Here is a 15,542-nt window from a genome sequence, read left to right on the forward strand (position 1 = left end):
GGCTACTGCTAACTTAAACCGTGTCGTTGCGCCGGAAAGCGAGCCAGATCAGCGCCCCGCCAGCGAGCATGAGGAACGGAGCCATAGCAAGGTTAACCGCGCTCCAGCCTTCCTGAGCGTTGCCGCCAGAGCAATTCATCAAACCGCCAGAGGCGAGCGACGCCATTGTCACCCCGCCAAACACGATCAGGTCGTTCATACCTTGCATCCGGCCACGCTCTGCGGGGGTGTGAGACCCGGCGAGCATTGTGGTTGCACCGATAAAGCCAAAGTTCCAGCCGATGCCGAGAAGCACCAGCGCGACGTAGAAGTTTTCAAGCTTGACGTCCTGAAGCGCGACGGCGCCAGCGCCAGCAAGAATGACAAGCCCGGTGGCGACGATGGTTTTGACGCCGAAGCGGTTGATGAGGTGGCCGGTAAAGAAGCTGGGCACATACATGGCCAGCACGTGCATCGACACGATATTGGCGGCAAAGCTTCTAAAGCGAGAGAGTCGTTCCTCTTCGCTGAGCCCTGCGAGAGAGCCTGCATCAACCAGCGAGCCATCAAGCCCGCAGCCGACCACGGCGAGGGGCGTTGAAGTCATCACGAGGTTCATCAGCGCATACGACACCATGGCGGCAATCACCGAGACGGCAATCGCGGGTGTGGCAAGGAGTTCCAGTCGCGAGCGACCCTTGGGCGCGCCTTCTTCGGGCGGTGTCGGCGTGGGAATGTCGAGGAAAAGAAACAGCCCCGAGCCGATGATATTCACAAGGATGACGGCGAGATAGGTTCCCATGAAGGTGATCGCCATCACGTCATCGGTCAGTTTGACCAGTTGCGGCCCGATAATAGCCGAGGCCAAGCCGCCGGCCATAACGTAAGAAATCGCCTTGGGGCGGAAGGACTCCGACGCGGTATCGGCGGCGGCGAACCGGTAAAAGCCATGGGCGGACATATAAACGCCAGTTAGCAGAGACCCGGCGAGGAAGATTGGAAATGAGGCTTGATAAAGCCCATATGCCCCCACCGCACCGCCGAGAGCACCGAAGCTTGCGCCAACGAAAAACCCCGTTCTGCGGCCGTATTTCTGCATAATCGCAGACACCGGAGTTGCCGCGAGCATTGAGCCGAGCACGATGAGAGAGATTGGCAATGTTGCGAAACAAAGGTTCGAGGCAAGTGATTGCCCGGCCAAGCCGCCAACAATGAACAGCATCGGCATTTGAGACCCAAGAAAGGCCTGAGCCAGCACAAGTATGATCACATTGCGTTTGGCGCGGCTGTCTTGGGCGGGGAGAGCGGTATTTGTCATGTCAAATCGCCTATCTTTTTGGCGCGGGGGCTGCAAGCCCGCAGTGATGTCGTTGGCGTGTTCATAAAGCGTGATGTGAGATCAGGGGGAGGTCAGGTCGATGAGATGCGCGAATGACCCCGAAGCATTGCCCTGAATGAGGCCCATGTCAGGCAGCGCGTCGCCTTCGGCGTTGCTTGCGGCAAAAAGGGCGGGTGCCTTGCCGGTGCTGATCGTGCTGACATAGTGGAATTCATGGGCGGCAAAGTGACCTGTGAACGGGCCGCCCAGTGCCGAAAGGCGGCGATACCCGAGGTGCAGCTTGCGATTTTGAAACGAGGTCGTGAGCGGCAAGAGCCCCAGCATTTCATGGGCAGCCCCTTGGGCATCAATCAAGCTTTGGCCGAGGGTCATATAGCCACCGCACTCACCATAAATCCGGGTGGTTTCGGAGGCGCGCCTAATGCTGTCGCGAAAGCGGTGCGCGGCCGCCAGACGGGCGGCGTGAAGTTCCGGGTAGCCGCCGGGCAGATAGATGAAATCTGCAGGCGGCACCGGCTCATCGGCGAGGGGAGAAAAGAAGCGAACCTCGGCGCCTTGGGCGCGCCAATCGTCCAGCAGATGCGGATAGGAGAAGGCAAATGCCGGATCGCGGGCGACGGCGATGACCTGACCCGGAGGCGCAGATCGTGGGGGGGAATACGCAGGAGGGGTCAGCGGCGCGGCGAGAGAGAGAAGCCTATCTATATCAAGGCTTTGTCCAAGGGCGTGGGCGGCGTTGTCGAGAAAGCGGTCGAGGTCGGTGCGTTCTTCCGCCTGAACGAGGCCAAGATGGCGCGAGGGCAGGTTGAGATCAGCGCTGCGGTGAAGAGCTGCGAGAACCGGAAGGCCCAAGGGCGCGAGGGCGGCGCGGAGCATGGCTTCGTGGCGGTCCGATCCGATATTGTTGAGGATGACCCCGGCGATGTGCACGTCGGGGTCATGCGCGGCGAAGCCCCGCACCAATGCGGCAACCGATTGCGCCATATGGCTGGCGTTGACCACAAGGATGACCGGCAAGCCAAGTGCGCGCGCGACATCAGCGGCGGAGCCTTGGCCGTTGGGTGGTGTGCCGTCAAACAGGCCCATGGCCCCTTCGACGATCAGGAGGCCGCTCCCCTTTGCCAATGCCCGTAAGCGATCCGGGGACATGGCCCACGCATCGAGATTGGGGCAGGCTAGGCCACAGGCAGCTTCGTGAAACCGCGGGTCGATATAGTCTGGCCCAGATTTTGCGCCGCGCACCTTGATCCCAAGGCTTTTGAGGTGGCGCAAAAGGGCAAGCGTTACGGTGGTTTTCCCCGCGCCAGAGCCCGGCGCGGCGATAAGCAGGCCGCTCATGCCTGTTCGGCGGGTTTGCCACGGCCCAGCGGGTCAAGGTTGCGCGGGGCTATGCCGTTGGCCATGCCTTGCCAGTCGAGCACCTGCCGCATGAGAACAGAACGCCCGATGCAAACGATTGCGGGCGGCTCGAGTCCCGAGGCCGCGATATCAGCCGCAAGCGCGCCAAGCGTGGTTTCGAGCACCTGCTGATCGGGCGTTGTGGCCTGACTGACGACAGCTACGGGTTCATCAGCGGGGCGGCCTGCGGCGATCAGCTCATTCGCGATACGTTCGGCGTGTTTCATGCCCATGTAGATCACGAGGACCTGACCGCCCTGCGCCAAAGCGGCCCAGTTGAGTGTATTGGGCGTGTCGCCGGTTTGATCATGGCCAGTGACAAAGGTAACCGCCTGATTCACATCGCGGTGCGTGACCGGCACACCGGCATAGGCCAGCCCGCCGATCCCGGCCGAAATGCCGGGGATGATACGCACGTTGATGCCATGCTGCACAATGGTTTGCGCCTCTTCGCCGCCACGACCGAACACAAAGGGATCACCCCCTTGAGTCGCAACACACGTTTGCCCGCGCGCGCAAGTTCGACCAGCTGTAGCGATATATCGCGTTGTTTGGCCGATGGCTTGCCGCCACGCTTGCCGGCATAGATCATTTCGGCCTGCGGTGCCCATTCGAGAATGCGCGCGTCAACCAGCGCGTCATAGATCACCACATCGGCCTGTCGCAGGGCATTAAGCGCGTGCAGGGTCAACAGGCCGGGATCACCCGGACCGGCCCCGCAAAGCCAAACCCAACCGGGTTCAAGTTCGGGCCAATCACCCGGCGGCAGTGTGGTGTTTTCAATCGAGTCGCTCATGCGGCCCTTATGCCGCGTTTAAATGGCGCTTGGAAAGAGCGCCAAACGGCCATCGAGCGCGAAAATAGTAGTCTTGCGGGGGGCGAGCAGAGAGAAAAATGAGAAAATCCTGCCTCTGCGTCGAGTTGCGTCTTTCATCCTTGTCGTCAAGCCACTAGATAGTTTTGCAGCAAACGTTTCGGAATGTGCACCACTCCCGTGCGCGCGCCGGATAAGGGAGAAGAAGTCATGCTCAATAATATCGGCCTTCCGGGCCTTCTGTTGATTGCCGTTGTCGTGCTTGTGCTGTTTGGGCGCGGCAAGATTAGCTCGCTCATGGGTGAGGTCGGCAAAGGGATCACCGCCTTTAAGAAAGGCGTCAGTGACGGCACGCAAGAGCTGGAAGATCAGGCGAACGACGTCTCGGATTCGGCCAAGGACGTGACGCCCGCCGAAGAAAAAGACAAAGCCTGAGTCGGCTGAATGTTCGATCTTGGCTGGACCGAGCTTCTGCTGATCGGCATCGTCGCGCTGATCGTTGTGGGACCCAAGGATTTGCCCATGCTGTTCCGCAAGGTGGGGCAGTTTGTTGGCAAAGCCAAAGGCATGGCGCGCGAATTCAGCCGGGCGATGGATGAAGCGGCCGATGAGTCCGGGATGAAAGAGACGGCAGAGTCCTTGCGCAAAATTGCTGATCCCAAGAAAATGGGGTTGGACGCGGTTAAAGACGCCACGGACGGGTTCAAGAACTGGGAACCGGGGTCGAACACTGCCGATCTGGCCGAGGACCGCGCTGAGGCGGCCAAGAAAATCCACGATGCCACGGCCAAGAAAGCGCAAGAGCGTCAGGCCGCCGAGGCCGCGAAGCTGGCCGAAGAGACCGTGAAGGCGACAAGTGCGGAACCGGCAAAAACCGCGTCAGCAAAGACAGCACCGGCCAAGAAAGCACCGGCCAAGAAGCCAGCGGCGAAAAAGCCCGCAGCGAAGGCGAAAACGGCTGCTTCCAAAGCGCCTGCGAAGGCGGCGGGGGCTAAAACGGCTGCGAAAGCACAGGCCAAAACACCGGCAAAAACCTCGGCGAAGACACAGTCCAAAGCCAAGAGCACGGCAAGCAAAGCTTCCGCTAGCAAGGCAACAGCCTCCAAAGCAACGGCAGCCAAGAAACCGGCGGCGAAGAAACCCGCTGCCAAATCCACCGGATCCAAGGCATGAGCCAGACCGATACACATGACGACATCGAAGACAGTTCTGCCCCGCTGATCGAGCATCTGACCGAATTACGTGATCGACTGATCCGTTCGGTTTTGGCTTTTATCGTCGGGATGGTGATTTGTTTTACTGTCTGGAACCCGATCTTTAACTTTCTGACGCAGCCGCTTTGTGATGCGCGTGGCGCGATGGGGGATGATTGCGGGCTGATCCTGATCAAGCTGCAAGAGGGTTTCTTTGTCGCGATTTCGATTTCGCTTTTGGGCGGGTTGGTGTTGTCGTTCCCGTTCATTTCCTATCAGCTGTGGCGCTTTGTGGCGCTGGACTTTACAAGTCCGAAAAGGGCGCGTTCTTGCCGTTCCTTGTGGCGTCGCCGTTCATGTTTTTTCTGGGCGCATCGTTTGCGTTTTACGTCGTGACGCCGCTGGCCTTTGATTTCTTCCTCGGATTCCAGCAAGAAGGCACGTTGATCGGTGAGGGCGAGGTGGCCAACAAGACCGCCGGGATCGCCTTTCAGGGGTCCGCGCATGAGTATCTGCGCCTGACAATCAAATTCATTGTCGCCTTTGGTCTGTGTTTCCAATTGCCCGTTCTATTGACCCTTATGGGCAAGGCGGGCTTGGTGAGCGCCGAGGGGCTGGGCAATGTGCGCAAATATGCTGTTGTTGCAATTCTGGTGCTGGCCGCGTTGGTAACGCCGCCGGACATCATCACTCAGGTGATCCTTTTCGTGGTGGTTTATGGTCTCTACGAAGTTTCGATTTTCCTCGTCAGACGGGTTGAGAAGAAGCGCGAAGAAAAGCTGCGCGCCGAAGGGCTTTGGTTTGAGGATGATGAGGAAGAGGCCGATGACGGTCTGGACGATGACCCGCTGATGGCCGAGTTCGATGACGATGATATCGACGGAGTCGAGGGGGATGACCCGACAAGGCGGGTAAGTCCTGATGTCTAAGAAGGTGTTGGGACGGATCGCATCGGCGCTGGAGCGGATGTCGCCGGAGCCTGAGAAAGCGCCAGATTTTGACGCGGCGTCGGCCTTTGTCTGGCAAGTTGAGCCGGATCGGCTTGACCCGGTTGCAGACGTTTCGCGGGTCGATCTGCGGCTGTTGTTGGGCGTGGAGCGTTCGCGCGATACGCTGTTGGCCAACACGCGACAGTTTGCAGAGGGGTTGCCCGCCAACAACGCACTTCTCTGGGGCGCGCGTGGGATGGGGAAATCCTCGCTCGTCAAGGCGGTGCATTCGGATGTGCAGGCAGGGTTCCCCGATCTGAAACTGGTGGAATTGCAGCGCGAAGACCTGCCTTCGGTTGGCCGGTTATTGAACCTGCTGCGCGAGAGCGATGCGCGATTTGTGCTGTTCTGTGATGACCTGTCGTTCAGCCATGATGATCAGCATTACAAATCGCTTAAAGCCGTTCTGGATGGCGGGATTGAGGGGCGGCCCGAGAACGTGGTGTTTTATGCCACGTCAAACCGGCGCCACCTGATGCCGCGCGATATGATCGAGAACGAGCGTGGCTCGGCGATCAACCCGTCCGAAGCGGTGGAAGAGAAGGTGTCTCTTTCAGATCGTTTCGGGCTTTGGCTGGGCTTTCACGCCTGTGATCAGGATGCGTTTCTGTCGATGATCCGCGGTTATTGCGACCACTATGGAATCGAGATTTCAGACGAAGAGCTGCGCGCTGAGGCGATAGAATGGCAAGCCACCCGAGGCGCGCGTTCGGGCCGGGTGGCTTGGCAATATGTGACCGATCTAGCCGGGCGAAAAGGTGTTTCGCTCAAAAGCTGAAGATCAGTTTTTCTTCTTCTTTTTCTTGTCTTTTTTCTTCTTTTCCTTGGCGGCCTTTACGACCTGAAGCTCGCGGCGAAGGTTGAAGGCCTCGCTTTTATTGACCTGATAATACTGAATTTTCTGATGCTCTGAACTGCGTGCGCTGGTGAGGAGAGCGTTCATTGTGTTGACCTTGACCGTCTTCTTGGGCTTGACCCAGACGAAGCCTTCATCGTTGTAATAGAAAGGGAAATACGAGTATTTCCCGCTCTCCGGATAGACAAGGAAGAACAGGTCGCGCGATTCATCCGGATGGCGAACGATCAGGCTTGTCGAGCGGACGTGATCGGTCTTGTCGACGTCAAGTTCGCTGAGGGTAAGTTTGACCAGCCCGTTGTCGAAATCCATGAAAATGTAAGAGCCCTTGCGCGAGGAAAACACCGCGTTTTGCCCGCCAAAGAACTCTGGCGGGGAGAGTGCCACAGCATCGCGATGCAGGTCATAGGGCGAGGACAGCTTGCACGCTCCCAGTATGAGGAGCGAAATCAGGGCGAGGGAAATTCTAGAAAGCGACATGGATATCCTCTGAGAAGCGGTTAATCGGTAAAATATGTCGGTTCAGGGTAGGGAGGATCTGTTGGTTCGACAACAGATACCTCTGCCCTGTCGCCGGTTTTCCGACCGATCAGGCGCGCGTCAGAGGGGGGCGCGGCCGGGTTACTTGGTCAGATACGGCAGGGGATCGACGCTGTCGAAGCCTTTGCGCACTTCGAAGTGGACATAGGCGCTTTTGCCTGCCGGTATTTTGGCAAGCGCCTGCCCGCGTTTGACGGTTTGTCCCTTTTTGACCGCGATGCCGTCGATATTGGCATAGACCGTGCTGAGCCCGCTTTTGTGTTTCACAACGACGATTTGAACATCATCGCTTTTGGGGGAGACATAGGCGACGCTGCCGCTTTCTGCGGCGCCGACGGACTTACCTGCGGCGGCGGCGATGTCGATACCCTCGTTCTTGCCCTTCTTATACTCGCGGATGATCTTGCCTTGCACAGGGTATGCCAGCTTGCCGCCTGTGCTTGCCTTGGTCTGGGTTTTGCCGAGATCGGGGGCAGCGGCTTTGGCCTCTGCCTTGGCTGCGGCCACGGGTTTGGTGCTTTCCTTGGGCAAGGGTTTGGTCGAACTGGGCGGAGTCGGCGTGGGGCTGCCTGCGCCAGGGGCGACTGTCGCGGCGGCGGGTTGGGCTTTGGTCGGGGCTTTTGCTTCGGGGACCGGGATCAGCAGGTATTGACCTTCGCGGATGGCAAAATCGCTGCCTAGACCGTTCCATTCAGCGAGCGAACGGACAGAGACGTTATAAAGCCGGGAGATGGTAAAGGCGGTTTCGCCGCGCTGTACCTTGTGGCGTTTGGGTTCGAGGCCGCGCGCGACCTTGGGCGCGGCGGCGGGTTTTGTGGCGGGCAGAGTGGTTGTTTTGACACTCTGTTGTCCGGCGCGATCAATCGCGCCGCCGGCCAGCGTGGTGATGTCGACACCCGGCGGTTGGATCGGGCCGCTGGTCGCGGAGCCGGTCGCCGGCGATGGTTCGGCGACGCGGCGGGGCAGGGCGACGATTTCGCCGTCGCGCAGCACGTCGGTCGTTTGCACGCCGTTATATTTGGCCAGAGCCGCCGCATCGGTGCCAACGCGAGAGGCCACATCAGCCAGCGTATCGCCGCGTCGCGCAACGGCGACCTGATAGTTAGGATAGGAAATGATGCCGCGATTATCGGGACGGGGGCGGTTGGTTGTGGCTTGGCGAGCGGCCTCGGCCGTGTTTAAGCCGCCAAGCGCGCCGCGCATGTCCAGATCAATTCCGTTCTGGCACCCGGCCAGAGCCAAAGTGCCGCCCAATAACGCCACACGGGCCGCTGAGAAGTGAAACCGCATCTCGATATCCTCAATCCTGCTCCCTATTGCCGGAGCTTGGGGTGTTTCTCTTATGTTGCCTTACGTGTCTTTCCCAAGGCCTTCAAGCAAAGGCACGAAACGCACCGGTCGAAGCTCTTCGTAGTCCAGCCCGTTTTCGGTTCTTGTGACCCGGATTAGGTGCTGCACCGTGTCGGACTGTCCTACCGGCACGACCATAATACCCCCGATTTTAAGCTGGGCCAAGAGCGGGCCGGGCGGGTCTTCGGCGGCGGCGGTCACGATGATACGATCGAACGGCGCCTGATCCGGCAGGCCGAAGCTTCCGTCGGCGGTCATGGCGGTGATATTGGTGAGGTCCATCTCGCGGAAAATTGCGGAGGCCTCGCGCACAAGGCGGCGGTGGCGGTCGACCGAATAGACACGGCGGGCAAGCTGGCTGAGGATTGCGGCCTGATAGCCCGAGCCGGTGCCGACTTCGAGAACCTTGTCGCGCGAGCTGACATCAAGCGCTTGCGTCATAAGCCCGACCACGGAGGGTTGCGAGATGGTCTGCCCGCAGGCGATCGGCAGGGGCATGTCCTCGTAAGCGCGTTCAGAGAACAGGCCGCGCACGAAGGGGCCGCGGTCGATCTTCTCCATCGCTTCGAGAACCCGTTGATTTGTCACACCTTTTGAACGCAGCGCAAAGAGGAACTGCATCTTGCGTTGCGAGATATCGTCCGGTGTGCTCATTCGACCCCCTTGAAGGTGTCGAGCATGTCATGGGCCGTCAGGTCCGCGCGCATGGGGGTGACCGAGATATAGCCATCGAGATTGGCGGCAGCATCGGTGCCGGGGGCGGTGGGGTGATGTTGTTCGCCGCCTTTGATCCAGAGAAACTTGCGGCCCGACGGCGAATGGTGCGGTTCGGTGCTAAAGCGGGTCTGGCGGCGGAAGCCTTGGGCGGCAATGCGCGTGCCTGCGACTTTGTCAGCGGGCTGGGGCGGAAAATTCACGTTGTAAAACAAGCGGTAATCCGCCTGATCCTCGGGCGCTACGTCGAGGATTTTACGGATCGTTTCTGCGCCGTACCGGCGGGCGGCCTCGAACGGGTCGTTGGCTTGGAAGTTTGCCGGGCCGTAATATTGCGAGAGCGCGAAGGAGGTTACACCTTGCAATGCCCCCTCCATCGCGCCGCCAAGGGTGCCGGAATAGAGCGCGTTTTCAGCGGAGTTATTGCCGCGATTGACGCCTGAGAGGATCAGGTCGGGGCGCTCTTTCATGACCTCGTGAAGGCCCGCGAGCACGCAATCTGCGGGGCTTCCTTCGGCGGCGTAGCGCCGCTCGCTCATTTTCGAGATCATCATCGGGTGCGTATAGCTGATGCAATGGGCGACGCCGGATTGCTCGAACGCGGGGGCCACGGTCCAGACTTCGCCTTCGGGACCGGCCAGATCGGTTGCGATCTGGTGGAGGACTTCAAGCCCGGGGGCATTGATGCCGTCATCATTGGTGATCAGAATTCGCATGTGCCGCCCCGCCGTTGTTGCCTTGCGGAGTGCATATACCCAAACGCGCGCGATCTGAACCATCGAAAACAAGAAGGAAGATGATCTATAAAGATTGCGGAAGTTTTAACACAGCGGACCGGACAGGGCGACGTCGGAGCGGGGCTCCGGATGGTTGCAACTGGTGCGGCGGTCGAAGCGCTCAGCGCGGGAGCGTATCCAGCAAGCGCTTGGCTTCATCCGCGGGGGCAGCCAGCGGGCTGCGGTCTTCGCCGGGGAAGAAACGGGCGCGATTGGCTGTGGCCAGCGGGCGCGGCGACAGGACATGCACTTTGGGTCCGATGTTGACCGTTTCCGCAGCCCAAGAGCGGGCGAGGGCGATCTGTGCGGCTTTGGTCGCGCCATAGGCTCCAAAGAATTTTTCGCCCGCGCGGGGATCGTCAAAGAAAAGCGCAGTTCCCGATTGCCCGAGCAGCGGGGCGATGAAGGGAATCAGCCGCCCCGTGGCGGTGACATTGATGGCGACCGATTTTTCCCAATCCTTGTCGCTGACATGGTCCGCAGGCGAAAGCGGCGCGGCGTGAACCGCCGTATGGGCCCAGACATCAACGCTGTTCCAGCGGTCATAGATGCTTCGGCACAGTTGGGCCATGGCGTCGGGGTTGGTGATGTCCATCGGGGCGAGGGTGGCAATGCCGCCTTTCGCCTGAATACGGTCATCCAGCTCTTCGAGGGCGCCGGTGGTGCGGGCCACGGCGACGATGTGGTGTGTCTCGCAGAGGGCTTCGGCAAGGCCGGCGCCAAGGCCGCGGGACGCTCCGGTGATAAGGGCGATTTTGGTGCTCATATCGGCTGTGTGGCCCCCATGGCGCAAAAGGTCAAGCCCGCTAGCGCGGCATGGCGAGGCGGAGGGTGCGCCCGCCTTTGGCCAGCAGCAATTCGCTTTGGCTGATGCCGACGACCTTGCCAATCGTTGTTTGGTCGCCGGTGCTGACCTTGAGGATTTTGCCAGCTGGAAGGCGGATGAGGGCACCGGGCGCGTCAGCGCTTCCGAAGGTTCCAATCAGCGCCACGTTGTTCAGGCGCATCGCTGTTGTTTCGGTCGCGGCAGTGGCGACCTTGGGATTGGCCGCAGTGTCGGGCGTTTTGTTGGACTTGGACATGGTTTGACCGCTTGTTCATTGGCAGAAAAGCGGGCCAATAACAGTGCCAAGCGGGAATGCCCACACGGGCAAAACGCGCATGCGCGGGTTCTTGCTGCGACGCAGCGTAAGGGGGCGGGATGCCGCTTATTCAGCGGCTTTCATCTCGAACCCTTTTTCGATCATGTCGGCGGGGGTGACCGGGTATTCGCCTGAGAAGCAGGCGTCGCAATATTGCGGGCAGTCATTTTTGCGCCCGGAGGCTTCGCCCACGGCGCGGTAGAGACCGTCAAGCGAGACGAATTTGAGGCTATCAACCGCGAGGTGGTCGCGCATTTCGTCTTCGCTCATCGTGGCGGCGAGGAGTTTTTCGCGTTGCGGCGTGTCGACACCATAAAAACAAGGCCATGCCGTGGGCGGCGAGGCAATGCGGAAGTGGACTTCCTTGGCACCGGCATCAAGGATCATTTCCTTGATCTTGCGGCTGGTGGTGCCGCGCACAACGCTGTCATCGACAAGCACCACACGTTTGCCGCGGATCAGGGCGCGGTTGACGTTGAGTTTGAGGCGCACACCCATGTTGCGGATCTGTTCGGTTGGCTCGATGAAGGTCCGGCCCATGTATTGGTTGCGGATGATGCCCATGCCGAAGGGGATGCCGGATTCATGGGCAAAGCCAATGGCGGCGGGGGTTCCGCTATCTGGGACGGGGCAAACGAGATCGGCCTCAACAGGGGTTTCGCGGGCCAGTTCAACGCCAATCTGGCGGCGGGTTTCATAGACCGAACGGCCGCCGATGATGCTGTCGGGGCGCGAAAAATAGACATGTTCGAAGATGCAGAAACGCGAGGACTTGCGACGGAAGGGAAAGGAGCTTTCGACGCCTTTGTCCGAGATCACGACCATTTCGCCGGGTTCGATTTCACGCACGTAGTCCGCGCCGATAATGTCGAGCCCGCAAGTTTCCGAGCTGAGCGCCCAGCCATCACCGATCTTGCCCAATACCAGTGGGCGCACACCAAGCGCGTCGCGCACGCCGATGAGCTTGGTCCGGGTCATGGCAACGATCGAGAACGCGCCTTCGACGCGGCGCAGCGCGTCTTCCATGCGTTCGGGAATGTTGCGTTGAAGCGACCGGGCCATCAGGTGGATGATGCATTCGCTGTCGCTTGAGCTTTGGAAGATCGAGCCGCGCTCGATCAACTCGCGGCGCAGGGCGTCGGCATTGGTGATATTGCCGTTATGGGCAATCGCTGCGCCGCCCATGGAAAATTCGCCAAAGAAGGGTTGAACGTCGCGGATTTGCGCGGCCTTCGAGCCAGCCGTGGAATAGCGCACATGGCCGATCGCAAGCGGGCCGGGCAGCGTTTCCATCAAGGATTGCTTGGTAAAGTTGTCGCGCACGTAGCCGAACCGACGGGCGGAATTGAACCCCTGCTCGGGGTCGTGGCTGACGATGCCGCCGGCCTCTTGCCCGCGGTGTTGCAGGGCATGCAGGCCGAGGGCCACGAAATTCGCCGCGTCGGTCACGCCGACGACGCCAAAGACGCCGCATTCTTCTTTGAGTTTGTCATCATCAAAAGGATGGGCGGGGGGCATTTGGATGGGCACGGGAGGCAGCTCCGAATCCGTCTGGACGATCCTGCCCTCTTGTAAGGGCTCAGGAAGGCCATGTCACGAAACGATCACAAATGAAACCCGCCAAACGGCAGGCGGCGGTAAAATTTACTCGCTACAGGCGCCAACGAGTTGTTCGTATTGACGGGTGACCCAGCCCAGAGCTTCTTCTGGGTTGTTTTCCTGAATCCGGCCGGTGAAGCGCGAGAAGACGCGGTGAGAGCGGCTGTCGTCGATCATCTGGATGTCTTGGCTGGTGATCACCGTTTCATAGACGAAGAAGGCCACCGCAACGAGCAGCACACCGCGCAGCACGCCAAAGAGGAAGCCGAGCCCCTGGTCGATGCCGCCAAGGGCAGAGCGTTGCACCAGCGAGGAAAACAGCGGCGTAAAGAGCGAGGCCACAACCAGCGCCACCGCAAAGACGGCGGCGAAGCCTGCGATCATCGACAATTCACAGCTGTCGGAAAGGAAATCTCCGAGAACCGGGACTTCCTTGACAAGTGGCTGCACTTGGGGTGCGAACATGAAGGCGAGGATCGCGGCCACGATCCAGCCCGCGATGGCAAGGGATTCGCGCACGATGCCGCGAGAATAGGCCAGAAGTGCCGAGACGACGATAACGAGCGCAACAACGCCGTCGATGATGGTAAAGCCTTCCATGACTGTCCCTTTTTGTTTTTTGCTTGTGCGCTTGCGGTTCAGCCCGCGCCGAAAATTTCACCCACGAATGCGGTCAGGTCGGCCAGTTTAGTGGCCTTGAAACCGCGCGTGCCTGCGGCTTTGCCGCCTGATGGCATGATTGCAGAGGAGAAACCAAGTTTTTGCGCTTCTTTCAACCTGTTTTCGGTTTGAGAGACCGCTCTGAGCGCGCCGGAGAGGCTAATTTCGCCAAAAACCACGGTGTCGGCGGGCAGGCTGGCGTCCTCGCGGGCCGAAAGGAGGGCGGCGGCGACGGCGAGATCGGCGGCGGGTTCGGTGATTTTCATACCGCCCGCGACGTTGAGGTAGACATCAAGCCCGGCGAAGGGAATGCCGCAGCGGGCCTCTAACACGGCGAGGATCATGGCGAGACGGCTGCCATCCCAGCCGACGACGGTGCGGCGGGGTTGCGAATGGGGCGAAGGGGCGACAAGCGCCTGAAACTCAACCAGAACCGGGCGGGTGCCTTCGATCCCGGCGAAGACGGCTGAGCCGGGGCTGGGTTCGCCACGTTCGGAGAGGAACAGGGCGGAGGGGTTCAAAACCTCGCTAAGGCCGGCGCCGGTCATCTCGAAGACGCCGATTTCATCCGCGGGGCCAAAGCGGTTTTTGACGGCGCGCAGGATGCGGAACTGATGGCCGCGCTCGCCCTCGAAATAGAGCACGGTGTCGACCATATGTTCGACCACACGCGGGCCGGCGATTTGGCCATCTTTGGTGACGTGGCCCACAAGGATCACCGAGATGCCCATGCGCTTGGCAAAGCTGGTCAGCTCATGCGCGGCGGCGCGCACCTGAGAGACGGAACCGGGGGCGGAGCCGACGTTATCGGCCCACATCGTCTGGATCGAATCGATGATCGCAAGGGCGGGGCGTTCGGCCTCGAGAGTGGTTAATATATCGCGCAGATTTGTTTCGGTCGCGAGTTGAACCGGAGCCGAAGCGAGGCCGAGGCGTTGGGCGCGCATGCGCACTTGTGCGCTGGCCTCTTCGCCGGAAACGTATATTGTTTTCAACCCCTTAGTGGCAAATGCGGCGGCCGCCTGCAAAAGCAGCGTGGACTTGCCGATGCCCGGATCGCCGCCGACGAGCAGTGCGGAGGCGGGAACGAGGCCGCCGCCGAGGACGCGATCAAGCTCGCCCAGGCCGCTGATGGTGCGGGCGGGCGGTTTTTCTTCGTGGCCCAGATCGGAGAGTTGCACCGGCTTGCCACGGGTGTTGCCAAGCGATTTGGTTGCCGGGCCAGAGGACAGCGGCACCTCTTCGACGATGGAATTCCATTCGCCACAGGCGTCGCAACGCCCGGACCATTTGGAGTGCTTTGCGCCACAGGCGTTACAGGTGAAACTAGGTGCTTTTGCCATGCTCAGGGGTTTGCATGAGCGCAAGCGCCACGTCAAACGGCAAATGCATCAAGACGGAGTTTGCAGCAAGACCGGTGAAGGCCCGGTTACTCGGCCGCGCGGGGCAGGGTGATGATCTTGCGCGCATCCAACATTTCGCTGCCCATTTCGGGCAGGATGACGAACAATTCGTCGCGCAGCCGTTCGAGTTGCGACGCGGCGACGCTCTCTTCGAGTTCGACCTGTGTGAGCCAGTGTTTCAGCTCTTGGTGGATCTCTTTTGCGCGGTCGAGACGCTTGTCGAAATTTTCGACCTCGTGCTGACGCTGGCGCAGGAAATCGCGGGCGCGATTGACGTTTTCATCAGAATAGGTGACCGCCAATTCGCGCGAAACATAGCTCATCTGGGCGGCCATTTCGAGGATTTCAGGCTCCATCTGTCCCATGTCGGGATGGTCACGCAGATAGGCGATCCGCTCGCGCATGGCGTCGAATTCGGCGCTCATCTGGAAGACATCGTTGCGGTCGGCGGCATGGGCGTGGTGATAGGCGCGGGCGACGTCCTCGACGCCCATGTGGAAGGTGCGATGCGAGTTTTCGAGCGCCATGATGCGGCGGTTCGAGGGCAGGAAAAAGCACAGTAGAACAGCAAGAATTGTGCCGCCTACCTGCACATAGATACCAGCATTTTCAACTGCTTGGCCGCCGACGTTGATCTGGAGATCAAGCCAAGGCCAATAGCCGATCGCAGAGAGGATCGTGGCGACGACCAAAGACAGCGCCAAGAGCATAAACGTGAAAAAAGCCAGACGGTGCAGCAAGTGCTGCGCGAGTTCAAAACCAGCACGAAAATGGTGCGACATGACATCCC

At 60.1% G+C, this 15,542-nt stretch carries 15 protein-coding genes and 2 pseudogenes; 4 read left to right on the plus strand and 13 right to left on the minus strand.

What is annotated here, in order from left to right; all coding sequences use genetic code 11:
* Window positions 1-13 precede the first annotated feature (13 nt).
* The 3 genes and pseudogenes from N4R57_08440 to cobA form a co-directional block, all read right to left on the minus strand.
* Window positions 14-1,297: an MFS transporter gene (locus tag N4R57_08440; GenBank protein UYV39026.1), complete on the minus strand. Its 1,284-nt coding sequence runs from the start codon at window positions 1,295-1,297 to the stop codon at window positions 14-16.
* A gap of 81 nt (window positions 1,298-1,378) precedes the next feature.
* On the minus strand, window positions 1,379-2,656 hold the full coding sequence (locus N4R57_08445; GenBank protein UYV39027.1) for a cobyrinate a,c-diamide synthase: 1,278 nt from the start codon (window positions 2,654-2,656) through the stop codon (window positions 1,379-1,381).
* Window positions 2,653-3,512, minus strand: a pseudogene (cobA, locus tag N4R57_08450) (uroporphyrinogen-III C-methyltransferase). The gene N4R57_08445 and the pseudogene cobA overlap by 4 nt, the downstream one beginning before the upstream one ends.
* A 228-nt stretch (window positions 3,513-3,740) precedes the next feature.
* Between cobA and N4R57_08455 the strand changes: the two are divergent.
* The 4 genes and pseudogenes from N4R57_08455 (at window position 3,741) to N4R57_08470 (ending at window position 6,490) form a co-directional block, all read left to right on the plus strand.
* Window positions 3,741-3,965 carry a twin-arginine translocase TatA/TatE family subunit gene (locus N4R57_08455; protein ID UYV39028.1) on the plus strand — a complete coding sequence of 75 codons (225 nt, stop codon included), beginning with the start codon at window positions 3,741-3,743 and terminating at the stop codon, window positions 3,963-3,965.
* 9 nt (window positions 3,966-3,974) lie between these two features.
* On the plus strand, window positions 3,975-4,703 hold the full coding sequence (gene tatB, locus N4R57_08460; protein ID UYV39029.1) for a Sec-independent protein translocase protein TatB: 729 nt from the start codon (window positions 3,975-3,977) through the stop codon (window positions 4,701-4,703).
* Between the two features lie 110 nt (window positions 4,704-4,813).
* Window positions 4,814-5,652: pseudogene (tatC, locus tag N4R57_08465) on the plus strand (twin-arginine translocase subunit TatC).
* Window positions 5,645-6,490: an ATP-binding protein gene (locus N4R57_08470; GenBank protein UYV39030.1), complete on the plus strand. Its 846-nt coding sequence runs from the start codon at window positions 5,645-5,647 to the stop codon at window positions 6,488-6,490. Before tatC ends, N4R57_08470 begins: the two are co-directional and overlap by 8 nt.
* Window positions 6,491-6,493: 3 nt before the next feature.
* Here the strand turns inward: N4R57_08470 and N4R57_08475 are convergent, their stop codons facing one another.
* The 10 genes from N4R57_08475 to N4R57_08520 all read right to left on the minus strand — a co-directional run bounded on the left by N4R57_08475 (window position 6,494) and on the right by N4R57_08520 (window position 15,534).
* Window positions 6,494-7,048, minus strand: coding sequence for a hypothetical protein (locus tag N4R57_08475; protein ID UYV39031.1), 555 nt, complete (start codon window positions 7,046-7,048; stop codon window positions 6,494-6,496).
* A 141-nt stretch (window positions 7,049-7,189) separates the two neighbouring features.
* Window positions 7,190-8,398 carry a peptidoglycan DD-metalloendopeptidase family protein gene (locus N4R57_08480; protein UYV39032.1) on the minus strand — a complete coding sequence of 403 codons (1,209 nt, stop codon included), beginning with the start codon at window positions 8,396-8,398 and terminating at the stop codon, window positions 7,190-7,192.
* A 60-nt stretch (window positions 8,399-8,458) separates the two neighbouring features.
* Complete coding sequence (locus N4R57_08485) at window positions 8,459-9,112, minus strand: protein-L-isoaspartate(D-aspartate) O-methyltransferase (protein UYV39033.1); 654 nt, start codon at window positions 9,110-9,112, stop codon at window positions 8,459-8,461.
* Window positions 9,109-9,888, minus strand: coding sequence for a 5'/3'-nucleotidase SurE (surE, locus tag N4R57_08490; protein ID UYV39034.1), 780 nt, complete (start codon window positions 9,886-9,888; stop codon window positions 9,109-9,111). The genes N4R57_08485 and surE overlap by 4 nt, the downstream gene beginning before the upstream one ends.
* A gap of 181 nt (window positions 9,889-10,069) precedes the next feature.
* On the minus strand, window positions 10,070-10,714 hold the full coding sequence (locus tag N4R57_08495; GenBank protein UYV39035.1) for an SDR family oxidoreductase: 645 nt from the start codon (window positions 10,712-10,714) through the stop codon (window positions 10,070-10,072).
* Window positions 10,715-10,754: 40 nt separating this feature from the next.
* Window positions 10,755-11,030 (minus strand): hypothetical protein, encoded by a 276-nt coding sequence (locus tag N4R57_08500; GenBank protein ID UYV39036.1) that lies wholly within the window; start codon window positions 11,028-11,030, stop codon window positions 10,755-10,757.
* Between the two features lie 126 nt (window positions 11,031-11,156).
* Entirely contained in the window at window positions 11,157-12,608 is a 1,452-nt protein-coding gene (gene purF, locus N4R57_08505) for an amidophosphoribosyltransferase (protein ID UYV39538.1), read from the minus strand.
* A 126-nt stretch (window positions 12,609-12,734) separates the two neighbouring features.
* Entirely contained in the window at window positions 12,735-13,289 is a 555-nt protein-coding gene (locus N4R57_08510; protein ID UYV39037.1) for a CvpA family protein, read from the minus strand.
* A 38-nt stretch (window positions 13,290-13,327) separates the two neighbouring features.
* A complete protein-coding gene (gene radA / locus N4R57_08515) occupies window positions 13,328-14,692 on the minus strand; it encodes a DNA repair protein RadA (GenBank protein ID UYV39038.1) in 1,365 nt (454 codons plus the stop codon).
* 86 nt (window positions 14,693-14,778) lie between these two features.
* On the minus strand, window positions 14,779-15,534 hold the full coding sequence (locus N4R57_08520; protein UYV39039.1) for a DNA repair protein: 756 nt from the start codon (window positions 15,532-15,534) through the stop codon (window positions 14,779-14,781).
* Between the last annotated feature and the right edge of the window lie 8 nt (window positions 15,535-15,542).

It is taken from the genome of Rhodobacteraceae bacterium D3-12 (genome assembly GCA_025916135.1).
Lineage (GTDB): Bacteria > Pseudomonadota > Alphaproteobacteria > Rhodobacterales > Rhodobacteraceae > JAKGBX01.